20 protein-coding genes are annotated in these 19515 nt (G+C 70.6%); 11 read left to right on the forward strand and 9 right to left on the reverse strand.

The features are described from left to right. Positions 1–40: 40 nt before the first annotated feature. A complete protein-coding gene (locus BMW35_RS02370) occupies positions 41–838 on the forward strand; it encodes a ZIP family metal transporter (protein WP_089667704.1) in 798 nt (265 codons plus the stop codon). 29 nt (positions 839–867) lie between these two features. Here the strand turns inward: BMW35_RS02370 and BMW35_RS02375 are convergent, their stop codons facing one another. Next, the gene (locus BMW35_RS02375; RefSeq protein WP_089667706.1) at positions 868–2310 is read right to left on the reverse strand and encodes an aldehyde dehydrogenase family protein; all 1443 of its coding nucleotides are present in this window, start codon (positions 2308–2310) and stop codon (positions 868–870) included. Between the two features lie 143 nt (positions 2311–2453). Between BMW35_RS02375 and BMW35_RS02380 the strand changes: the two genes are divergently transcribed. The 3 genes from BMW35_RS02380 to BMW35_RS02390 all read left to right on the forward strand — a co-directional run bounded on the left by BMW35_RS02380 (position 2454) and on the right by BMW35_RS02390 (position 4493). Next, positions 2454–2690, forward strand: a complete 237-nt coding sequence (locus tag BMW35_RS02380) for a hypothetical protein (RefSeq protein WP_089667708.1) — start codon at positions 2454–2456, stop codon at positions 2688–2690. 65 nt (positions 2691–2755) lie between these two features. Further along, positions 2756–3532 (forward strand): nitrilase-related carbon-nitrogen hydrolase, encoded by a 777-nt coding sequence (locus BMW35_RS02385; RefSeq protein ID WP_089670323.1) that lies wholly within the window; start codon positions 2756–2758, stop codon positions 3530–3532. 22 nt (positions 3533–3554) lie between these two features. Beyond that, positions 3555–4493: an NlpC/P60 family protein gene (locus BMW35_RS02390; protein ID WP_089667710.1), complete on the forward strand. Its 939-nt coding sequence runs from the start codon at positions 3555–3557 to the stop codon at positions 4491–4493. Positions 4494–4509: 16 nt separating this feature from the next. Here BMW35_RS02390 and BMW35_RS02395 read toward each other — a convergent pair whose 3' ends face one another. The 3 genes from BMW35_RS02395 to BMW35_RS02405 form a co-directional block, all read right to left on the reverse strand. Continuing rightward, positions 4510–4827: a CGCGG family putative rSAM-modified RiPP protein gene (locus BMW35_RS02395; RefSeq protein ID WP_089667712.1), complete on the reverse strand. Its 318-nt coding sequence runs from the start codon at positions 4825–4827 to the stop codon at positions 4510–4512. Positions 4828–4900: 73 nt separating this feature from the next. Then, positions 4901–5374: a redoxin domain-containing protein gene (locus tag BMW35_RS02400; RefSeq protein ID WP_089667714.1), complete on the reverse strand. Its 474-nt coding sequence runs from the start codon at positions 5372–5374 to the stop codon at positions 4901–4903. 160 nt (positions 5375–5534) lie between these two features. Further along, a complete protein-coding gene (locus tag BMW35_RS02405; RefSeq protein WP_089667717.1) occupies positions 5535–6572 on the reverse strand; it encodes a DUF2249 domain-containing protein in 1038 nt (345 codons plus the stop codon). A 214-nt stretch (positions 6573–6786) separates the two neighbouring features. Between BMW35_RS02405 and BMW35_RS02410 the strand changes: the two genes are divergently transcribed. Then, positions 6787–7428, forward strand: coding sequence for a nitroreductase family protein (locus BMW35_RS02410; RefSeq protein WP_089667719.1), 642 nt, complete (start codon positions 6787–6789; stop codon positions 7426–7428). Positions 7429–7446: 18 nt separating this feature from the next. On the opposite strand, the gene BMW35_RS02415 is transcribed toward BMW35_RS02410, so the two are convergent. After that, positions 7447–8139 carry a DUF7504 family protein gene (locus BMW35_RS02415; RefSeq protein WP_089667721.1) on the reverse strand — a complete coding sequence of 231 codons (693 nt, stop codon included), beginning with the start codon at positions 8137–8139 and terminating at the stop codon, positions 7447–7449. A gap of 127 nt (positions 8140–8266) precedes the next feature. Between BMW35_RS02415 and BMW35_RS02420 the strand changes: the two genes are divergently transcribed. Both BMW35_RS02420 and BMW35_RS02425 read left to right on the forward strand, forming a co-directional pair. Then, positions 8267–9367, forward strand: a complete 1101-nt coding sequence (locus tag BMW35_RS02420) for an NADH:flavin oxidoreductase/NADH oxidase (RefSeq protein WP_089667723.1) — start codon at positions 8267–8269, stop codon at positions 9365–9367. 45 nt (positions 9368–9412) lie between these two features. Beyond that, on the forward strand, positions 9413–10615 hold the full coding sequence (locus BMW35_RS02425) for a GNAT family N-acetyltransferase (RefSeq protein ID WP_089667726.1): 1203 nt from the start codon (positions 9413–9415) through the stop codon (positions 10613–10615). Positions 10616–10665: 50 nt separating this feature from the next. On the opposite strand, the gene BMW35_RS02430 is transcribed toward BMW35_RS02425, so the two are convergent. The 4 genes from BMW35_RS02430 to BMW35_RS02445 form a co-directional block, all read right to left on the reverse strand. Further along, a complete protein-coding gene (locus BMW35_RS02430) occupies positions 10666–11058 on the reverse strand; it encodes a Zn-ribbon domain-containing OB-fold protein (protein ID WP_089667728.1) in 393 nt (130 codons plus the stop codon). Beyond that, entirely contained in the window at positions 11055–12206 is a 1152-nt protein-coding gene (locus tag BMW35_RS02435) for a thiolase family protein (protein ID WP_089667730.1), read from the reverse strand. The genes BMW35_RS02430 and BMW35_RS02435 overlap by 4 nt, the downstream gene beginning before the upstream one ends. Before the next feature lie 70 nt (positions 12207–12276). Beyond that, the gene (locus BMW35_RS02440) at positions 12277–13305 is read right to left on the reverse strand and encodes an LLM class flavin-dependent oxidoreductase (protein ID WP_089667732.1); all 1029 of its coding nucleotides are present in this window, start codon (positions 13303–13305) and stop codon (positions 12277–12279) included. A gap of 59 nt (positions 13306–13364) precedes the next feature. After that, positions 13365–14693 (reverse strand): glycerate kinase type-2 family protein, encoded by a 1329-nt coding sequence (locus BMW35_RS02445; RefSeq protein WP_089667734.1) that lies wholly within the window; start codon positions 14691–14693, stop codon positions 13365–13367. A 108-nt stretch (positions 14694–14801) separates the two neighbouring features. Between BMW35_RS02445 and BMW35_RS02450 the strand changes: the two genes are divergently transcribed. The 4 genes from BMW35_RS02450 (at position 14802) to BMW35_RS02465 (ending at position 19514) form a co-directional block, all read left to right on the forward strand. Further along, positions 14802–16307: a protein kinase family protein gene (locus BMW35_RS02450; RefSeq protein WP_245708117.1), complete on the forward strand. Its 1506-nt coding sequence runs from the start codon at positions 14802–14804 to the stop codon at positions 16305–16307. After that, positions 16304–17017 carry a hypothetical protein gene (locus BMW35_RS02455; protein WP_089667738.1) on the forward strand — a complete coding sequence of 238 codons (714 nt, stop codon included), beginning with the start codon at positions 16304–16306 and terminating at the stop codon, positions 17015–17017. Before BMW35_RS02450 ends, BMW35_RS02455 begins: the two co-directional genes overlap by 4 nt. A 64-nt stretch (positions 17018–17081) precedes the next feature. Continuing rightward, positions 17082–18233, forward strand: coding sequence for an alpha-1 4-glucan-protein synthase (locus BMW35_RS02460; RefSeq protein WP_089667740.1), 1152 nt, complete (start codon positions 17082–17084; stop codon positions 18231–18233). Positions 18234–18359: 126 nt separating this feature from the next. After that, entirely contained in the window at positions 18360–19514 is a 1155-nt protein-coding gene (locus BMW35_RS02465; RefSeq protein WP_089667742.1) for an extracellular solute-binding protein, read from the forward strand. Position 19515: the final 1 nt, after the last annotated feature.

The following is a 19515-nucleotide window of genomic DNA, read 5'->3' on the forward strand; positions in this document are numbered from 1 at the left end:
ATTCGGAAACTGTTTTGCGTGCGCTCGATGACCGTTCGGTATGGAGCTGACTGGGGAACTCGCCTTCGTCTTCGTCGCCGGCCTCCTGACGGACCTGGCGACGGGCCTGGGCGCGCTGCCGTTCTTCTTCGTCGACGACGTGAACGACCGGTGGCGCGTCGGGCTCTGGGGGCTGGCGTCCGGAATCATGGTCTCCGCATCCGGGTTCGGACTGTTCCGGGAGGCGCTGAACTACGGCGGTCCGGTCGAAATCGGACTCGGCGCGCTCGTCGGCGTCGCGCTGGTCGTCGTCGCCAGCCACGTCATCGACGACCACGAGTTCGCGCCCCGCGAAATCGCCGCCGCCGACTTCAAGAAGCTCGTGCTCATCGCGGGCGTGCTCACTGTCCACTCGTTCCCCGAGGGCGTCGCCGTCGGCGTCTCCTTCGCCGACATGGGGCTGGAGGGCGGTGTCCCCATCGCCGGATTCACCGTGCCCGTCCTCGCGGTCTTCATGACTATCGCCATCTCCATCCACAACATCCCCGAGGGGCTGGCGGTGTCCATCCCGCTCCACGAGCACGGCGCGCGGCGCTGGACACTCGTCGGCGTCGCCGTCTTCACGAGCGTCCCCCAGCCCATCGGGGCCGCGATCTCCTACGTCTTCGTGCAGTTCGCGCGAGCGGCGCTCCCGTTCGGCTACGGGTTCGCCGGCGGCGCGATGGTGTTCCTCGTCGTCAGCGAGTTCATCCCCGAAGCCCGCGAGGTCGGCCGCAAGCTCCCGAACGGCGGCACGCGCGAACTCGCGACCGGGCTCGCGGTCGGCGTGCTCGGGATGGTGCCGCTGCTGTTCGCGTAGCGAGCAGGACCGAAAACGGCGGCCGCGGCCTACAGGATGATGGACTTCTCGCGGACGAACTCGTGGATGGTCGAGTCCAGGCCCTCGCGGCCGATGCCGGAGGCGTCGTTGCCGCCGAACGGCACGTCACCGAGCCCGTGGCTCGGCGCGCCGTTGATGCGGACCGAACCGGCGTCCACGCGCTGTGCCACGTCCATCGCGCGGTCGTGGTCGGTCGTGAAGACGGCGGCGTCGAGCGCGAGGTCCGAGCGGTTCGTCAGCGCGACGGCGTCGTCCTCGTCTTCGATTGTCGTGACGGCACACACCGGGCCGAACTGCTCTTCGTCGACGATGCGGGCGTCGCGGGGCACGTCGGCGAGCAGCGTCAGCTCGTAGAAGTGGATGCCGTCCTCCTCGTAGCGGTCGCCGCCGCGGACGACCGTCGCGCCACACTCGACGGCGTCGTCCACGAGTTCGGCGACCCAGTCGGCCTGCTCGGCGCTGACGAGCGGGCCGAGGTCGGTGTCGTCCGCGAAGAGGTCACCGACCGTCCAGTCGTCCATCGCGTCGTCGATGCGCGCCACCAGGTCGTCGTGAACGGACTCGTGAGCGAGTACGCGGGAGACGGCCGAACAGCGCTGGCCGGCGTACTTCAGCGACCCCTTCGCGGCCGCGGTCGCTGCGGCGTCGAGGTCGGCGTCGTCGAAGACGATGGCGGGAGCGTTCCCGCCGAGTTCCATGTGGAGTCGCGTGATGCCGGACTGCCGGGCGACGTGTTCGCCAGCGCCGGAGGAGCCGGTCATCGCGATGGCGTCGACGCGGCTGTCCGAGGCCAGCGGGTCGCCGACGACACTGGACTCGCCGGGGACGAAGTTGAACGCGCCCTCGGGGAGGCCGGCGTCAGCGACGATTTCCGCGAGAATAGCGCTGCTGACCGGCGTCTTGCTCGCGGGCTTCACGACCACGGCGTTACCGGCGGCGAGCGCGGGCGCGACCTGGAGCGCGGTGGTCGCCAGGGGGTAGTTGTAGGGCGCGATGCACAGCACCGTCCCGATCGGCTCCGGTTCGACGACCGCGCGCCAGTCGGCGTGGCCGGACGTGGTGCCGCGCCGGAACTCGCCTTTGAGGTGGCGAATCTCGCCGACTGCGCGCTCGAAGCGTTCGGCCGCGCTCTCGACCTCGCCGCGAGCGCTGGAGATTGGCTTGCCCGCCTCCCGGACGATGACTTCGGCGAGCTCGTCTTCGCGGGCGCGGATGGCATCGGCGACGGTCTCCAGCCACTCGACGCGCTCGGGAACCGTGGCCTCCCTGAGCTCCTCTTGGGCCTCCGCTGCCGCAGCGAGCGCGCGCTTCGCGTCGTCCGCACTCGCGGCCTCGACGGATGCGAACGTGCCGCCGTCGGCGAGGTCCGACACCGGCAGGGCGTCCCCGCCGGAGACCCACTCGCCGGCCACGAACGGTCGCTCGCGGCGGTGGATTGCGTTGTGTTCCATGCCTGGGCCTTGGAATGGAGCCGGTAAAGTGTTTACTCACGACTGAAGAAAGATTCTGAGACAGGAGGTCAGTCGATTACTCGAACCCCAGAGCGCCGCGCGCACCCCGAGAGTCTTTTCCCTGGCCTTCGAACGGACTGGTGATGCCAGACACCTACGTCGACGCGGAGGTCGAAGTCGAGGTCGACTCGTCAGAACTGGAAGTCGAGGCCGGCAACGCCGAGACGTTCGAGGCCGAACTGGAGGCGTCGGGCGTCGAAATCGAACTGGAGGCCGAAGTTCACGTCGCGGCCGCCGAGGACGCGGACGACGGGACTCACGCCGAAGACGAACAGGCAGACCACGAACACTCGGACGAGACGTCGGAGAAGTCGGAGTAACCGGCCACAGCGTCGCGCCGGCGCGCTCCGGGGAATTGATGGGGGCGGGCGACGACGCGTCTGGCGTGCCAACGCCGACCGTCGCCGCCTGCCAGACCGACGTCGCCGACCTCGACCCGGCCGAGAACCTCGCCACCGTCGGCGAGCGCCTCGCAGCCCTCGACGACCGGGTCGACGTCGCCGTCTTCCCGGAGTACGCGCTCACTGGATTCGTCGCCGACGACCGCGTCCACGCCGCCGCGCTCGACCGCGACGGCACCGAACTGGACCGGCTGGCGACCTACGCCGCCGACCACGACCTCGATGTCCTCGCGGGTTTCGTCGAGGACGCCGGCGGCGACTACTACAACACCGCCGTCTACGTCACCGCAGACGGCGAGCGGACGTACTACCGGAAGCGCCACCTCTGGGCGGGCGAGGCGGACGTGCTCGCGACCGGCGACGAGGCCGTGACCGTCGACACGCCCGTCGGCGAGGCGGGCCTCGTGACCTGCTACGACCTGAACTTCGTCGAGGTGAGCGCCGCGTTCGCCCGCCAGCGCGTCGACGCCCTGTTCGTCGTCGGCGCGTGGCCCGGCGCGTACAGCGAGAACTGGCGGCTCCTCCTCCGAGCGCGCGCCCTCGACGGCGTGCGCTGGGTCGTCGGCTGCGGCCGTACCGGCCGACGCGACCTCCCGAACGCGCCCGCCGTCGACTACGGCGGTCGGTCGGCCGTCGTCCGACCGGACGGTGCCGTCAGCCACGCGCTGAACCGCGACGAACGCACGCTGGTCGCGGACCTCGACCCGGAGATTCTCGCCGAGCAGCGCGAATTCGTCTCCGTGCTGGCCGAGGATTCTTAGGCCGTCGCGGCGACGAGCGCGCATGGACGCCGCACGCCGCGCTCGCCTCGCCGTGCAGCGATGCGCCACTCGACACGCACCCGACAGCCGCGTCGCCGTCTTCGACCTCGACGTTACCGGCGACCCGCCGACGCTCGCCGGCGTCGTCTCCACGCCCGAACTCCGGCAGCGCGCGCTCGACGCGGCCAGCGACGCCGTCGACCGCCGAATCGAGTGCGACGTGGCGGTCCTCTCGACGCTCGCCGAGCCCGCGACCTGCACGACTGGCGTCACCGCCGTCCGAGACGCACCGGACGCCGACGGCGAGCGCGTGACGGAGCTCAGGTACGGTTGCGCGGTGACAGCTTTCGACCGGCGGGACGGCTGGCAGCGAGTCCGGGCTCCCGACGGCTACGTTGGCTGGGTCCGGCGCGGCACGCTCTCGGACACCGTCGACGTCGCGCCAGACGCCCTGATGGCGACCGAAATCGACGTCGACGGCGAGACTGTCCCGCGGGGAACGGCCTGCGAGCGGCTCGCTGACGGGCGCGTGCGCTTCCGAACAGGCGCGGAACCCGCGGTCGACGACAGCGTGGCCGAGGCCCCGCGAGCCCCGGACGGCGAGTCAGTGGTCGCGGTCGCGCGGGAGTATCTGGGAACGCCGTACCGATGGGGCGGCACCACCATCGACGGCATCGACTGCTCCGGGCTCGTCTGGCAGGCGTACCGCCGGCACGGGCTGACGCTGCCGCGGGACGCCGACCAGCAGCGCGCGGTCGGTGAGCCGGTGGAACGGGGCTCGCTGGCGGTCGGCGACCTCCTGTTCTTTCCGGGGCACGTCGCCATCGCGACTGGGGGCTCGCGGTTCGTCCACGCCTACGGGCCGGCCGACGAAGTGACCGAGAACAGCCTTCACCCCGACGGCGACGGCTACGTCGCTGACCTCGACGAGTCGTTCGCGGGCGCGAGGCGGCTGCTGTGATGGTTCAGGGTTCCAGTCAGGTGTGGACGCGCACGACGTGGCCGCCGCAGCCACACTGTTCGACGTACTCCCAGTCGACGTCGTCGCCGAACGCAGCGTCCAGTTCGTCGTAGAGGTAGTCCTCGGGGTGGCCGTGGTCGCCGTGCGTGACGAGGTTCACGTGGTTGCCGGCGGCCGTGTGTTCGACCGCCTCGACCGCCTGCCTGAGCACCAGGTCGCGGTCGTCGCCGTGGTCGGGCTGCTCGAGATTCGCGGACCACGAGTTGTCGTGGACGTGGTCCGTGACCGGTTCGGCGTCGTGGTCGTGTTCGTGGTCGTGTGGTGTACTCGACATGGAGTCTGATATGGATGGTTCGCGGATACGTGGTCGGCCAGTTCTCGGTAGCTGGGACGGGCCCCGGTCCGGTTTACGCCGCCTGAACTGCGTCCAGCAGCGCTCCGTAGTCCGGTTCGTTCGTCGGGTCGTCGGCGACCCACGAGTGCGTGATTTCGCCGTCGTCGTCGAGGACGTAGACAGCGCGGTTCGCCGCACCGTACAGCCCGAGGTCCGGCAGGTCGATTGCGAGGTCGTAGGCGCGGATGGCGTCGCCAGCGGTGTCGCTGACGAGGTCGAACTCCAGGCCGTGCTCGTCGCTGAACGCGTCCTGACAGAACGGCGAGTCGGCGCTCACGCCGAACACGGTCGCGCCGGCGTCCTCGAACTCGTCGAGGTGGTCCTGGAGCGAGACCATCTCGTTCGTGCAGGGCGGCGTGAACGCGCCCGGGAAGAACGCGAGGACGACCGGGCCGTCGCCGAGGTGGTCGTCGAGGGCGAAGTCCTCGTGGTCGCTGGTGCCGAGTGTCGCCGTGAACGTGGGTGCGGAGTCGCCTGTCGAAGGCATACCTGTCAGTACGAGGCCACGACGGATAAATCCGGACGCGAACCTGTGCGGACTCGGTGAGCGCCGGCCGGTCGCCGTCCGTGAACTGCTCGGCGACGCGCTCTTCGGCAGGCTCGACGGCTCGCTCCGGGTGGTTGTGACAACTCAGGACACGCCACCGTCAGAACGGCGCTTCCGCGCCGTCGGGGTCGACCGGCTCGCCCGCGTTGTCGGCGTCCTTCCCGACGAGTACCCGGAACTCGCCGGGGTCTTTCGCCCGATACGCCCAGTAGAACTCGGGGCCGGCCTCGGACTGGAACTGGTGGTACAGCGGCTTCGGGTCGTGGTCGTTGACGAGCACGAACCCCTCACCCGCGTCGAGGTTCTCGTACGCCTGGAAGATGGCCTCGTGGCGCTGGGCTGGCGGTCGGTCCCGGACGTCGAGTTCCCGGACGACGGTCAGGTCGACGCCGTCGTCACTGGGACGGTCGCCGGCTTCGCCCGCACGGGGTCGCTTCGTGATTCGCACGCGGACCTCGCCGGGCTCCCGGTCCAGGACGTCCCAGCCGAAGTCGCCGTACTGCTCCTCGAACTCGCGCCGGAGCGGCTTCGGCTCGTGGGGTGCGACGACGTCGAGGGCGTCGCCGGCCGCCAGACCGCGGTAACGGTGGTGGATGGTCGGGTGGCGGTCCGGTTTCGGAATCTCGCGCACGTCGAACGTGGCCTCGGCACCGGTGTCCTCGCGGTCGGACTCACCGGTCCGCGAGAGTTCGACGCGCCACTCGTCCGGCCCCTCGCGCTCGTACGACCAGCCGACCACGTCGCCGTGGATGGACTGGAGTTCGTGGTACAGCGGCTCCGGGTCGTGGTCGTTCACGAGCACGAATCCCTCGCTGGAGTCCAGCAGGTCGAAAGTCTCCGTGAGAACCGTGTGGCGGCGTCGCGGCGGCATGTTCCGAACGTCGAACTCGGGGCGGCCGTCGCCGCCCTCACCGTCACGCTTCGTCGCCCGGAGTGTCCACTCCCCGTCGCCCTCCGATTCGTCGGTGACGTCGACGCTGACGCCCCGAAGCACGCGGTACTGGCGGAGCGTCGGGTGCGGGTCCTCCTCGGCGATGACGACGACCGACTCGCCCGCGTCGGCGTCGTCGAGTGCCTCGAAGACGCGCTCGCGTCGTTCCGACCGGTCGATTTCGGTGACGTCGATGGCAGACTGCATCACTTGGGCGGAGACGCCCCACGCGAGTAGGCGCTCGGCCGAACACGTTCGTCCGGTCCGACGGAGGCGGGACACCGCGGCGGTCGTTCGCGGCACTCGCGGGGAACGGGCTGCGGCCGCCACCGGTAACGCCTGTGAAACGGCCGCACACGCCAATCGGCGGGGCTCTCCCATGCCGTCAACCCCCTACACCTGGGTTACGTATCGTAGGTAGATGTCAGAGACACAGCTGCTGCCGGAGACGGACGCGCTCATCGACGGTCTGCGGAGCCGACGCTCGGGGCACAACTTCGACCCCGACACGGACCTCGACGACGAGACGCTGGAGGAACTCGTGCTGGACGCGACCTACGCGCCCTCGTCGTTCAATCTCCAGCCCTGGGAGTTCGTCGCCGTTCAGGACGACGACCGACTCGACGAACTCGTCGACATCGCGAACGGCCAGGAGCACATCGCCGACACCGGCACCGCCGTCCTCGTCGCCGGCCACACCGAGCCGAAGACCGCCGACCGCGTCTTCGAGGAGTGGGTCGAGGCCGGGCGCGTCGACGCCGAGACCGCGGAGGGCATGAAGGAAGCGACCGTCGAGGGCTACGAGGGCGAGCGCGCCGGCCGCGACTACGCCATCCGGAATGCGAGCCTCGCCGCGCAGAACCTCCTGCTGGCCGCGCACGCCCGCGGCCTCACCGCGACGCCGATGACCGGCTTCGACTTCGAGGCCGCCGCCGAGTTCGTCGACCTCCCCGAGGACACGATTCCGGTTATGCTGATTGCGGTCGGCCCGAGCGCCGGCGACGAACCCGAGCGGCTGCCGCGCCGCGACGTCGACGAAGTTCTCCACCGCGAAACCGTCTAGAACAGCTGTCTCTGGGGATCAGGCGCGCTCCAGATCGAACCACTCCGAGGTGAGCGACTCCTCGGGGAGGTGCCAGCGGTGCCGGGCCTCCTCGTCGCCCGCCACTTCGACCACCGCGTCCATCTGCGGGAGCAACGCCTCCGCGGCCGCACCGGGCGTCCGCTGCGTGACGTGGACGTGCCCGAGGCCGTCGTGGTCGTCGACGAGTTCGCGGACGTCCGCGACGAAGCCGGTCGTGGCGGCGGGGTTCGTGGCGGCGACCATGTCGCCGACCGAGTCGACACAGATGCGGAGCTGTCCCGCGTCGAAGCCGTCGGTCGGCTCGAGTGCGTCCACCGCCTCTCGGGCGTCGGCGGCGAGCCCGTCGACGCCGGTGGCGACCGTCGGACTCGCGCCCGGGACCGCCTGCGTGGCGTCGGTGGCCGTCGCAGTGCGGCTGGTCGTCCGGAGGCGCGCGACGCGTTCGGTCGTGCGGTCGCGGCGGCCCGCCACCGTCAGCCGCGACGACGTGGCGCTGTCGGTCTGTACGAACAGTCGTCGTCGGTCCGCGGCGTCGTCGGCTCCGAGCAGCCGGTCGCAGCCCTCGTGGGCCGGCGCGTCCTCGTCCTCGACGACCAGTACCATGCAGCCGGACTGCTTGAGGTCCTCGAGAGTGGACGCGAACGTCTCGGGCGACGACGACCACTCACCCCCCGCAGAATGGTCACTCATACTAGCAGTGCGGTCAACTGGAAGCGGTATAAATATTTGGGCCGTTTCGAGCGAATGAAAACCGGAGAGGCGGCAATCGTCCCGGAGTTCACCACCGCTAAACGCCGGCAGCGGATACCGGACGGCGATGCCAGACGCCTTCTCGCCGCTCGAACTGCGGGAGACGACGATACGGAACCGAATCGCTGTGTCGCCCATGTGCCAGTACTCCTGTGAGGACCGCGACGGCCTCGCGACCGACTGGCACCGCGTCCACCTCGGCTCGCGGGCCGTCGGTGGCGCTGGCGTCGTCCTCACCGAAGCGACCGCCGTCGAAGCCAGGGGCCGCATCTCGCCGGAAGACCTCGGCATCTGGAGCGACGAGCACCGCGACGCGCTCGCACCCGTCGCCGAGTTCGTGAAAGAACAGGGCGCGACGCCCGGTATCCAGCTCGCGCACGCCGGGCGGAAGGCCGGCACCGCCCGCCCCTGGGAAGACGAACGCGGCCCGCTCGCCGAAGACGAGGGCGGCTGGGAGCCGGTCGCGCCGTCGCCCGACCCCTACCCGTTCGAGGACGACCCACGGGAGACGCGAGCCCTCGACGAGACGGGCATCGAGGACGTCGTCGACTCGTTCCGGCAGGGCGCTCGCCGCGCTCGCGAAGCCGGCTTCGAGGTCGCGGAGGTCCACGCCGCCCACGGCTACCTCCTCCACCAGTTCCTCTCACCCGTCTCGAACCACCGGGACGACGAGTACGGCGGCAGCTTCGAGAACCGCAGCCGGCTCGTCCGCGAGGTCACGGAGGCCGTCCGCGACGAGTGGCCCGACGGCAAGCCCGTGTTCGTGCGCATCTCCGCGACCGACTGGCTGGACGACCGCGACTCGTGGGATATCGAACAGTCCGTCCGACTCGCCGACGACCTCTACGAGTCGGGTGCCGACCTCGTCGACGTCTCCACGGGCGGCATCCACCCCGACCAGGACATCGACTGGGTGGGGCCGAACTACCAGGTCCGGTTCGCCGAACGCATCAAGCAGGACGCGGAGACCGACATCGCCGTCGGTGCGGTCGGCGGCATCCAGACCGGCGAGCAGGCCGACGCGCTCGTCCGGAACGGCCGCGCGGATCTCGCCATCGTCGGCCGGAAGTTCCTCCGCGACCCCTACTTCCCGCTGCACGCCGCCCGCGACCTCGGCCGCGAGGACGCCGTCGAGGTCCCGGCGCAGTACCGCCGCGGGTTCCAGTGACACGCGCCCGGTAGCTTCAAGCCGTCGTCGGCCCCGGACTATTCTATGCCCGACTTCCGCCCGGTCTCCGACGACGACGTCGGGGCGTTCCGGTCGATGGTGTCGTACGCGTTCACCCCCACACGGGGGCCGACCGACCCCGACGAGGTCGACGAGGACGACATCCCCGCGCCGTGGCAGGTCGGCCGCCGGTACGGCCTCTACGACGACGGCGACGACCTCGTCACCGTCTGCAAGCACGTCGACTTCGACGTCCGCGTTCGCGGCGACACGCACGCGATGCACGGCCTCTCGGCCGTCGCTAGCCCGCCCGAGCACCGACGACAGGGCTACGTCGGCGAGATGCTCCGCGAGAGCCTCGCCACCTCCCGGGACGACAGCGTCTACCTTTCCGCGCTCTGGCCGTTCAAGCGGTCGTTCTACGGCCAGTTCGGGTGGGCGACCTGCAACCGGATGGTGCGCCACGAACTCCCGCCGGACCACCTCTCGTTCGCGCGGGAGGCCACCGACGGCGAGTTCGTCCCGCTCGGCGAGGACGACTGGGAGCGCATGGACGCCGTCCACGACGCCGACGGCGCTGCCCTCGACCTCACCGTCGACCGCACCGAGGAGTGGTGGCAGAAACGCATCCTCTCGGGCTGGGAGGACGACCCCTTCGTCTACGGCTGGGAGCGCGACGGCGACCTCGAAGCCTACCTGACGTACACCGTGGACTCCAGCGAGGACACGGGAACGCTCCAGGTGCGTGACTGGGCGTGCGCCGGCCACGACGGGCTGCTGGCCGTGCTGGCGTTCCTCGCCGACCACGACTCGCAGGTCGACGAAGTCGCCTTCTGGACGGGCGAGTACGCGGACGTCCTCGACCTCCTCCCGAACCCCGGTGACGCCACGACGGAACTCTCCCTCGGGCCGATGGTCCGCCTCGTCGACGTCCCCGCCGCGCTCGAAGCGCTCTCGTACCCCGAAGCCGCCACGGCAGACCTCGTTCTCGACGTCACGGACCCGCTCGCGGACTGGAACGGCGACACCTACCGGCTGACCGTCGAGGACGGTAGCGCCGCCGTGGACCGCACCGACGCCGATGCGGACGCCGAACTCGGCGTCGGCGCGCTCTCGCAACTGGCCGTCGGCTATCGGACTGCCGACGAGCTGGCGACGGTCCGCGACCTCGACGCCGACGACGACGCTCTCGACGCGCTCGCGTCGCTGTTCCCCGAGCGAGCGACGCTACTCCGCGAGAACTTCTGACGGTTCCACGGTCGGTGGTCTCGGCCGAGCCAGCCGACCGCGACCGGCCGTCAGACCGGCTCGAACCGGTAGCCGTCCCAGTCCTGACTCTCGGGCTCGCGGATGCCCGCGCCGGGTTCGCGTAGCTCCGCCTCGTAGACCGGTTCGACCGAAGACCCGATTTCGACGCCGTCGGCCGTGGTGAGCTGGCCGAGCGCGCGCACTGTCTCGCCGTCGACCTCGAACTCGACGATTGCGAGGTGGTTCGGTTCGCGGACGCCCGGCGGCGTCGCCGTCGAGGTGGTCCACGTCACGACCTCGCCCGTGCGGTCGGCGAGGTCGACGGTCTCGGTCTGTTCGGCCCCGCACTCCGGACACCGCGTATGCCCGGGATAACTCAGGTGGCCGTTCTCGCAGCGGTGCGCGTCGAGGTCTCGGTCGGTGCTGTCGTGGTCGTCGCTCATGGCTGTTCGAAGATGGTTGTGGTCACGCAGTTGCCGAACCCGCCGACGTTGCACGCCAGGCCGACCTCGGCGTCGACCTGCCGGTCGCCCGCCCGCCCGAGCAACTGCTGGTAGAGTTCGTACGCCTGTGCGACGCCGCTCGCGCCCAGCGGGTGGCCCTTCGACTTGAGGCCGCCCGAGGTGTTGATGGGGAGGTCGCCGTCGCGGTCGGTGACGCCGTCCTCGACGGCCTTCCAGCCCTCGCCCTTCTCGAAGAACCCGAGGTCCTCGCTCTGCAGGAACTCCAGAATGGTGAACATGTCGTGGAGTTCCGCCACGTCGATGTCCTCCGGACCGCGGCCCGCCATCTCGTAGGCCTGCACGGAGGACTCGACGACCCCGCGCATCGTCGTCGGGTCGTCGCGCTCGTGGACGACGTGCGTGTCCGTGGCACCCGCGACCCCAGAGACCACGACGTAGTCGTCGGTGTACTCCTCGGCGACGGACTCCGGACAGAACACGAGCCCCGCACTGCCGTCCGTGATGGGGCAGAAGTCGTACAGCCGGAGCGGGTCGGCGACGGTTGGGGAGTCCAGCACCGTCTCCAGGTCGACCTCCTTCCGGAACTGTGCGTGGGGGTTGTCGAGGCCGTTCTTGTGGTTCTTCACGGCGACCTTCCCCAGACTCTCCCGGGGCGCGTCGTACTGGTCGAGGTACTTCCGGGCGGTCAGTCCCGCGAAGCTCGGGAGCGTGACGCCGTGCTTGTACTCGACGGGGTGCGTGAGGCTCGCGATGACGTCGGTCGCCTCGCCGGTCGTCCGGTGAGTCATCTTCTCGCCGCCGACGAGCAGCGTCACGTCGCTCGCGCCGGACGCGACGGACTGCCAGGCGGCGTAGATGCCCGCGCCACCGGAGGAACTGGTCTGGTCGATGCGGGCCGTGTACGCCGGCATCGCGGCGAGGTCGTGTGCGAGCGCGTTCGGGACGCCCGTCTGGCCCTCGAACTCGCCGCTCGCCATGTTCGAGACGTAGAGGTGGTCGAGGTCGGCACCGTCCACGCCGGCGTCCGAGAGCGCGGCGTCGCCGGCCTCCGCGAGGAGGTCCAGCAGCCACGCGTCCCGGTCGCCGAACTGCGTCATCGACGCGCCGACGATTGCTACGCGGTCCATACCCGTCCCCTGGGAGAGCGGGGTCTTTACCCTTTCACGTTCCGGCACGCGGCCGAACGCCTCGAAGCTGTCAGCGACCGTCCAGACCGACGCCCTCGGCGAGCAGTTCGTGGGACCGGAGCGCGGCCTCGTGGTCGGGGACCGCGTGCTGAATCATCACCTCGTCGACGCCGACGCGGTCGGCGAGCTGCTCCAAGAGCCCCGACAGCGTCTCCGGACTGCCGGAGATGGCCCGCGGCCACTCGTCCTCGTCGAGCGTCTCGGGCGTCGGGTCGGGGACGCCGCCGAGTTCGTCGATGGCTTCCTCGACGGACGGCGTGTCGGCGAGTTCGCCGCGTTGCATGCGCTGGAACACGGCCTCAGCGACCGCGCGCAGTCGCGCCGCTTCCTCGTCGGTCTCCGCGCAGACAGCGTTCACGGCCACTATCCCCTCGGGTTCGTCGACGCCGCCGCCCAGTCCGGACGGTTCGAAGCTGTCGCGGTACTCTTCGAAGGCGTGAGTGGCGAACTGCGGGCGGATGAACGCCGCGAAGCAGTACCGCAGCCCGAGTTCGCCCGCGATGGCGGCGCTCGACGGGCTCGACCCGAGCGTCCACGGCGCGGGCGGACCCTCGCCCGAGCGCGGAATCTCGATGTCGGCGTACGCGTGCCCCTCGGGGTACTCGTCGTAGAGGTGTGAGACGACCGCCTCGACCTTCTCGCGGTGGTCGCCGTCGGGGTCACGCGAGTGACGCTCGGTGCCGAGCGCGCGGTCGACCGCGGGCGACCCGTTCGCACGCCCGAGGCCGGCGTCGACGCGGCCGGGCGCGAGTCCGTCGAGCGAGCCGAACTGCTCGGCGACCTTCAGCGGGCTGTAGTGGTTCAGCAGGACCGCGCCGGAGCCGAGCCGAATCTCGTCGGTCTCGGCGGCGAGGTGGCCGAGCAGCACTTCGGGCGTGGTTCCGGCGAGCCGGGACGCCATGCCGTGGTGTTCGGCCACCCAGAACCGCTCGTAGCCGAGTGCCTCGGCCTGCTGTGCGGCGTCGACGGTGTTCGCGTAGGCGTCGGTCGCGGTGCCGCCGTCGGGGGTCGGAGAGAGGTCGACGATAGAGAGGTCCACGCCGACACTGGGGTGCTGCGGGAGAAAACGGTTGGGCTACCAGCAGGCGTCCGGCCGACTCACTCGACGACGAGCACGCGGAGGTCGTTGACGTTCGTGCCGGTCGGCCCCGTCCGGAGCAGCGCGTTCCGGTCGGCGAGGAAGCCGCCGGCGTCGTTCGCCCCGAGCGCACCGCGCGCCGACGCCGAGTCCTCGACGGTCTCGTCGTCGACGACCGCGCCCGCCGCGTCCCTCGCGCCGTCGAGGCCGTCCGTGTCCACGCACGCGAACGCGGTGTCGCCCGGCAGCCCGGCCGCCGCGGCGGCGAGCGCGCACTCCTGATTCGGACCGCCGGCTCCCGTCCCCCGAACGGTCACCGTCAGTTCGCCGCCGGAGAGCAGGACTGCGGGCGGCTCGACGGGGTTCCCGGACGCCCGTATCTCTCGGGCGACCGCCGCGTGGACGCCGCCGACCTCCCGGGCCTCTCCCTCGGTTTCGGCGGCGAGCAGCAGGGGCTCGTAGCCGCGGTCGCGCGCGATCGCGCTCGCGGCGTCGAGCGCCGTGCGGCCGTTCGCGAGCACGTGCTCGGTCGCGTCGGTGAACACCGGGTCGTCGGGCGTCGGCGTCTCGGGGCGGTCGCCGTTTGCGCCGCGCTGAAGGTGGTCACGGATGGTCTCGGGGGCGTCAACGTCGTGCTCGTCGAGGACGGCGAGCGCGTCGCCGTACGTCGACGTGTCCGGGACCGTCGGGCCGCTGGCAATCACGTCGAGGTCGTCGCCGACCACGTCGCTGAACGCCAGCGTGACCACCTGAGCGGGAGCGATGGCGCGGGCGAGCCGACCGCCCTTGACCGCCGAGACGTGCTTCCGGACGGCGTTCACGTCGTGGATTGGCGCGCCGGAGTCCAGCAGCGCGCTCGTCGCGGCCTGGAGGTCGTCGAGCGTGAGGTCGCCCGCGGGCGCTGGCAGCACCGCACTCCCGCCCCCGGTCAGCACGGCGAGGACGAGCGCGTCGGGGCCGCAGTCTCCTGCCGCGGCGAGCAGCCGCTCCGTCGCCGCGACGCCGCGCGCCGAGGGGACCGGGTGGTCGCTCTCCAGCACGTCGACACCCGGCACCGCGACCGGGTCGTCCGTGACGACCGCGCCGCCGTCGAGACGGTCGCCGAGAACGCCCGCGAGGGCCCGAGCGACCTGCGACGCGGCGTTCCCGCCGCCGAGGACGACCACCTCGTCGCGGCCGGCGAGGTCGTAGGTGGCAGCGCCGACGCGGAGGTCGTCGCCGTCCAGCGAGACGCAGCCCTCGACGACGCGCTCGGGGCGGGCCGCGTCGATACCGGCGGCGACGCAGGCCAGCGCCGTCTCGCGGGCTGACGTCGTCTCCCGGGCCTCTCGGTCCCGAATCGTCACCATGGCTGGCTCCACGCGGGCGGCCACCAAATCCTCCCGGGTCGCGCCGGTCCGGGTCGGGAAGCCAAACGTTCAATGCGACCGAACGATAGGGTACGCTCGATACGGTCGATGGACACCCAGAGACGAGACGTTGACCGGGAGGCGGTCGCGGAGCTGCAGTCGTCAGTAGACACCAACGACGTCGACGAGCTCGCGGCGCGCCTGAGCAGCGACGACTCCGACGAGCGCGCGGGAGCGGCGTGGCGGCTCGTGGAGGCCGCGTCTTCGCGGCCCGAGAGCGTCCGCGCGCACCTCGACAGCGTCGTGGACAGCGTGGACGACGACGATATCTGGGTGCGACGCGGCGCGACCTGGGTGGTCGCCGAACTCGCGGAACGCCAGCCCGACGCGCTCTCCGTGAACTTCTCGGAGCTGGTGGACATGACGACAGCCGACGACCCCCTGGTCAGGCAGAACGGCGCGGTCGCGGTGGCGAGTGTCACGAAGCGCTACCCGGCCCGGGCGACGACCGGGCTCTCCCGGCTGGCGGCACTGACGGACGACGAGGACGCGCTGCTGGCGCGGTACGCGACGCAGGCCGTGCGGGACGTCACCGAGGCCATCGCGGCCCGAGCCGACGACGCCGGCTACCCGATGCTGGTGCGGTCGACCGAGGCGTACGCCGAGCTGTTCCCGGACGGCGTCGAGGTGGTCACCGTCGGCGGCGACGAGGCACCCGACCACCCCGTGTACGTCTCCTTCGGGCAGGATGCGCCGGTCCGTGCCGACGAGGCGGGCGACACGGCGGTGGAGAGACCACCCGACGACCTCCCCGCCGCGCCGTCCGTGACGGTGACGCGTGCCGACCTCGACCCGGACCTGCAGCTCGGGAGCACGCCGCTGACGACGGACTTCCGCGCGTCTGTGACGGACGACACGCTCGAACACGGCCTGGTGACGTTCCGCCGACTCGACGCCACCGACGCCGCCGTCCAGGAGGCGTTCCGCGACGCGCTCGGGCAGTGGGCAGCCATCGACGACCACGACTACGTCGAGAGCGTGCTCGGCGCGGGCGAGGACTGGGCGGCGACCCGGTACGACGACGGCGACACGCTCGCCCGCCGGGGCGCGCCGGCGACCGTCGCCGAAGCCGTCTGGCTCGTGGACTGCGTGACGCGCGCGGTCAGTTACGCTCACGCCCGCGGTGTCGTCCACGGCGGCCTCTATCCGGGCGTAATTCGGTTCCTGGAGACGCCGCTCGGCCGCTGGGACGCGCCGCTCGTGGCCGACTGGGGGTTCGCGCACGCGACGAGCGGGTTCCGGACGCCGCCGATTCCCGCCGGGTTCGCTGCCCCTGAGCACCGCGACCCGGAGACGTACGGTCGCTTCGACCAGTCCACCGACATCTACGGGCTGGGCGCGCTGGCGTACTACCTCTTGACGGGCGAGCAGCCGGTGGCGGGCGGGTCGGTCATCGACGCGTCGGTCCGGAACCCGGCGCTGCCAGAGTCGGTCGACGCGCTCTTCGACCGGTCGCTGGCGACCGACAAGCAGGCGCGCTTCGACACGGTGCTCGACTTCCAGACGGCGTTCGACGAACTCGCTGCGGACCTCGGCGGGGGTGTCGCGACGTGACGGCCGACCCGGCTGCGGTGCTGAACGCGGTGGCGTTCACGGGCAACGGCCTCCTCGTCGTGACGGGGCTGGCGTTCACGTTCTACGCGACGCAGAACTACTCGCTGGACCGCCTGGAGGGCCACGAGAACTTCTGGGCGTACCTCACGTACCTCGGGCTGGCGGTGGCGCTGGTGGGCGCGTTCGGTGTGTCGACGGTGCTGGTCGATGGCAACGTGGTGCGGGCGTTCGGGGACCTCGCGTTGCTGTTCGCTATCGCGTTCGTGGCGTTCTCGATGCGCGAGGTGTACTACGCGAGCGCGCTGGCACCGCCGCCCGAGGAGCGCGAGATGCCGCTGTCGACGCTCCGACTCGTCGAGTTCGGCTTCGTCGTCGTCGTGGCCGTCGAGTGGCTGGTCGTGGTGTTGCTCGGAGAGACGACGGTGACGGTGGTGCTGCGTGGGGTGGGCGCGCTGGCGTTCGCCACGTACGGAATCGCGTTCAGTGAGCGGCTGGAGGAACTGGCCCACGGGACGACGGTGGACACGCTGCGGCGGCATCTGGTGTTCGTGCTGGTGGCCGCGACGGGCGTCGCGGTCGCCGGGCTGCTGGACCTGCTGGTGCCGGGTGCGGTCGGCGAGAGCGTGCGGTACGTGTTTCTCGTGCTGCTGGGCGGGCTGCTGGTGCCGCCGACCATCCGGCTCCAGCAGTCGGTCGCCAGCATCACGTAGCTCGTTAGGCCGGCCTAAACACCGACACACACTTTAGGCCGGCCTAAATAGTGGCGGGTACCCGATGACCCGAGACGTCTGCGTGGTCGTACCCACCATCCGAGAGTACGAGTGTGTCCGCGCCTACCTGCGGAACGCCCGCGACCACGGCTTCGACACCGACCGGCTGTTCGTCGTCCTCGTCACCGAGGACTTCTGTGACACCCAGGCGATGCGAGCGATGCTCGACGAGGAGGGCGTCGCCGGCGCTGTCTTCGACGGGTCCGACCGCGAACAGTGGTACGGCGAGCAGGGAATCGCGGAGTACGACCACCTCGTCCCGGCAGCCAGCCACGCCCAGACCTCGTTCGGCCTGCTGTACATGTGGGCGAACGAGGACTTCGAGTACGGCGTGTTCATCGACGACGACACGCTCCCCCACGACGAGTGGGACTTCTTCGGGACGCACCTCGAAAACCTCCACCACGAAGGGGAGGTAGAGGAAGTCACCTCCGACGAGCAGTGGGTGAACGTCCTCTACCAGTCCGACGCAGACCTCTACCCCCGCGGCTACCCGTACTCGGCGATGGACGAGGCCGTGGAGACGAGTGCGACGGAGACCGAGCACGTGGTCGCGTCCCAGGGCCTCTGGACGAACGTCCCGGACCTCGACGCCGTCCGCATCCTGATGGACGGCGACCTCCGGGGGCAGGCACAGACGCGGACGGACTTCGACGACTTCGACCGCGACTTCGTCGCGAGTGACGGAGACTACCTCACGGTCTGCTCGATGAACCTCGCGTTCCGCCGGGAGGTCATCCCGGCGTTCTACCAGTTCCCGATGGACGACAACGCGTGGGACGTGGGCCGGTTCGACGACATCTGGAGCGGCGTGCTCCTGAAGCGCGCGGCCGACGTGGTCGGCGGCGAGATATACAACGGCGGCCCGCTGTGCGAGCACAACAAGGCCCCGCGGTCGACGTTCGACGACCTCGCGAACGAGGTGGCGGGCCTCGAACTGAACGAACACTTCTGGACGGAAGTGGCGGCGGTAGAGCCCGACTCGGCGTCCTACGAGGCCGTCGCGCGTGCGGTGGGTCGGCGGCTCGCGGACGGCGACTACGAGGAGTACAACAACGGCGCGTTCCTGAACGAGTGCGGCGAGTACCTCCTCGACTGGGTGGCGTGCCTGGACGCGCTCGCGGAGCGCGAGGCAACGGCCACCGCCGACGACTGACGGGCGCTCGCGGGACTGGCGTCTCTCACCCGGGAGCCGGACCACGCTTCTCGGGCCTTCGGTCGTTCCCAGTCGCTGGCAGCGAACCGGTAGGTATAAACGTTTTAGGTCGGCCTAATTCAGTGTATGAGTGAGCGATCCGGACCGAGCCGTCGCCGATTCCTGGCGGCGGCCGGCGCAGCGACGATGACAGGTCTCGCGGGCTGCAGCGGTATCCTCGGCAACGAGAGCGAATCCGACGGCGACGCGCCCGGCATCGGCGACTTCCGCGGCTCCGGCGCGATCGTCGAGGACCGCCCCGCGCCCGGCGGGACCAGCATCGAGGACCTCCCCGACCTCGACGGCGAACTCGCCATCTACCTCGGCGGCGGCGAGGGCGGCCGCTACACCACGCTCATCGACCTCCTCGACCAGTACTACGACGGCTTCGAGGTCACGCAGCAGACCCAGCCGTCCTCCCAGCTCGCGAACGTCATCGTCGACGAACACGACAGCGGGACCACGCAGGCCGACCTCTTCTGGTCCGTCGACGCGGGCTCGCTTGCCTACGTCTCCGAGCAGGGCGCGACCGTCGACCTCTCCAGTGACGCCACCTCGATGGTCGCCGACGACCGCTTCGCGACCGACCAGTGGGTCGGCGTCGCCGGCCGGTCCCGCGCCGTCCCCTACAACACCAACCAGTTCGACGCGTCCGACATCCCCACCAGCATCGACGCGCTCGCGACCCAGGACCGCTTCCAGGGGTCGCTCGGCTGGGCCCCGACGTACGGCGCGTTCCACGGCTTCGTCACCGCGATGCGCCAGCTCCGCGGCGACGACGGCACTCGCGAGTGGCTGAATTCGATGCTCGACCAGAACCCGGCGCGCTACGACAGCGAGTACGCCACGGTGTCCCGCGGCATCACGAACGGCGAGGTCGGCGCTGGCCCGACGAACCACTACTACCCGATGCTCGTGTTCGCGCAGCGCCCGGACGTGCCGCTGGACCTCGCGTTCACGGAGAACGACGCCGGCTCGCTCGTCAACACCGCCGGCGCGAGCGTCCTCGACGGAGCCAGCGACCCCGAACTCGCCGACCTGTTCGTCCGCCACCTGCTCTCCGCGGAAGCCCAGGAGTTCCTCGCGACGCGCGGCTTCGCGTTCCCGATGATCGACGGGGTCGAACCGGTCGGCCCGCTGCCCACCATCGAGGAGCTGTCGCCGCCGGACCTCGACCTCCAGTCGCTATCGGACGTCCAGCCCACCATCGAACTCCTCAAAGACGTCGGCATCCTCTCGTAAC

The sequence above is a fragment of the Halobacterium jilantaiense genome, assembly GCF_900110535.1.
GTDB classification, from domain to species: domain Archaea; phylum Halobacteriota; class Halobacteria; order Halobacteriales; family Halobacteriaceae; genus Halobacterium; species Halobacterium jilantaiense.

Coding starts and splice junctions, on each gene's coding strand:
- BMW35_RS02450 (WP_245708117.1), top strand. CDS start 14,802: ATGGACACCCAGAGACGAGACGTTGACCGGGAGGCGGTCGCGGAGCTG.
- BMW35_RS02460 (WP_089667740.1), top strand. CDS start 17,082: ATGACCCGAGACGTCTGCGTGGTCGTACCCACCATCCGAGAGTACGAG.
- BMW35_RS02395 (WP_089667712.1), bottom strand. CDS start 4,827: ATGTCGAGTACACCACACGACCACGAACACGACCACGACGCCGAACCG.
- BMW35_RS02420 (WP_089667723.1), top strand. CDS start 8,267: ATGCCAGACGCCTTCTCGCCGCTCGAACTGCGGGAGACGACGATACGG.
- BMW35_RS02405 (WP_089667717.1), bottom strand. CDS start 6,572: ATGCAGTCTGCCATCGACGTCACCGAAATCGACCGGTCGGAACGACGC.
- BMW35_RS02390 (WP_089667710.1), top strand. CDS start 3,555: ATGGACGCCGCACGCCGCGCTCGCCTCGCCGTGCAGCGATGCGCCACT.
- BMW35_RS02465 (WP_089667742.1), top strand. CDS start 18,360: ATGAGTGAGCGATCCGGACCGAGCCGTCGCCGATTCCTGGCGGCGGCC.
- BMW35_RS02375 (WP_089667706.1), bottom strand. CDS start 2,310: ATGGAACACAACGCAATCCACCGCCGCGAGCGACCGTTCGTGGCCGGC.
- BMW35_RS02445 (WP_089667734.1), bottom strand. CDS start 14,693: ATGGTGACGATTCGGGACCGAGAGGCCCGGGAGACGACGTCAGCCCGC.
- BMW35_RS02380 (WP_089667708.1), top strand. CDS start 2,454: ATGCCAGACACCTACGTCGACGCGGAGGTCGAAGTCGAGGTCGACTCG.
- BMW35_RS02435 (WP_089667730.1), bottom strand. CDS start 12,206: ATGGACCGCGTAGCAATCGTCGGCGCGTCGATGACGCAGTTCGGCGAC.
- BMW35_RS02410 (WP_089667719.1), top strand. CDS start 6,787: ATGTCAGAGACACAGCTGCTGCCGGAGACGGACGCGCTCATCGACGGT.
- BMW35_RS02430 (WP_089667728.1), bottom strand. CDS start 11,058: ATGAGCGACGACCACGACAGCACCGACCGAGACCTCGACGCGCACCGC.
- BMW35_RS02425 (WP_089667726.1), top strand. CDS start 9,413: ATGCCCGACTTCCGCCCGGTCTCCGACGACGACGTCGGGGCGTTCCGG.
- BMW35_RS02415 (WP_089667721.1), bottom strand. CDS start 8,139: ATGAGTGACCATTCTGCGGGGGGTGAGTGGTCGTCGTCGCCCGAGACG.
- BMW35_RS02370 (WP_089667704.1), top strand. CDS start 41: ATGGAGCTGACTGGGGAACTCGCCTTCGTCTTCGTCGCCGGCCTCCTG.
- BMW35_RS02400 (WP_089667714.1), bottom strand. CDS start 5,374: ATGCCTTCGACAGGCGACTCCGCACCCACGTTCACGGCGACACTCGGC.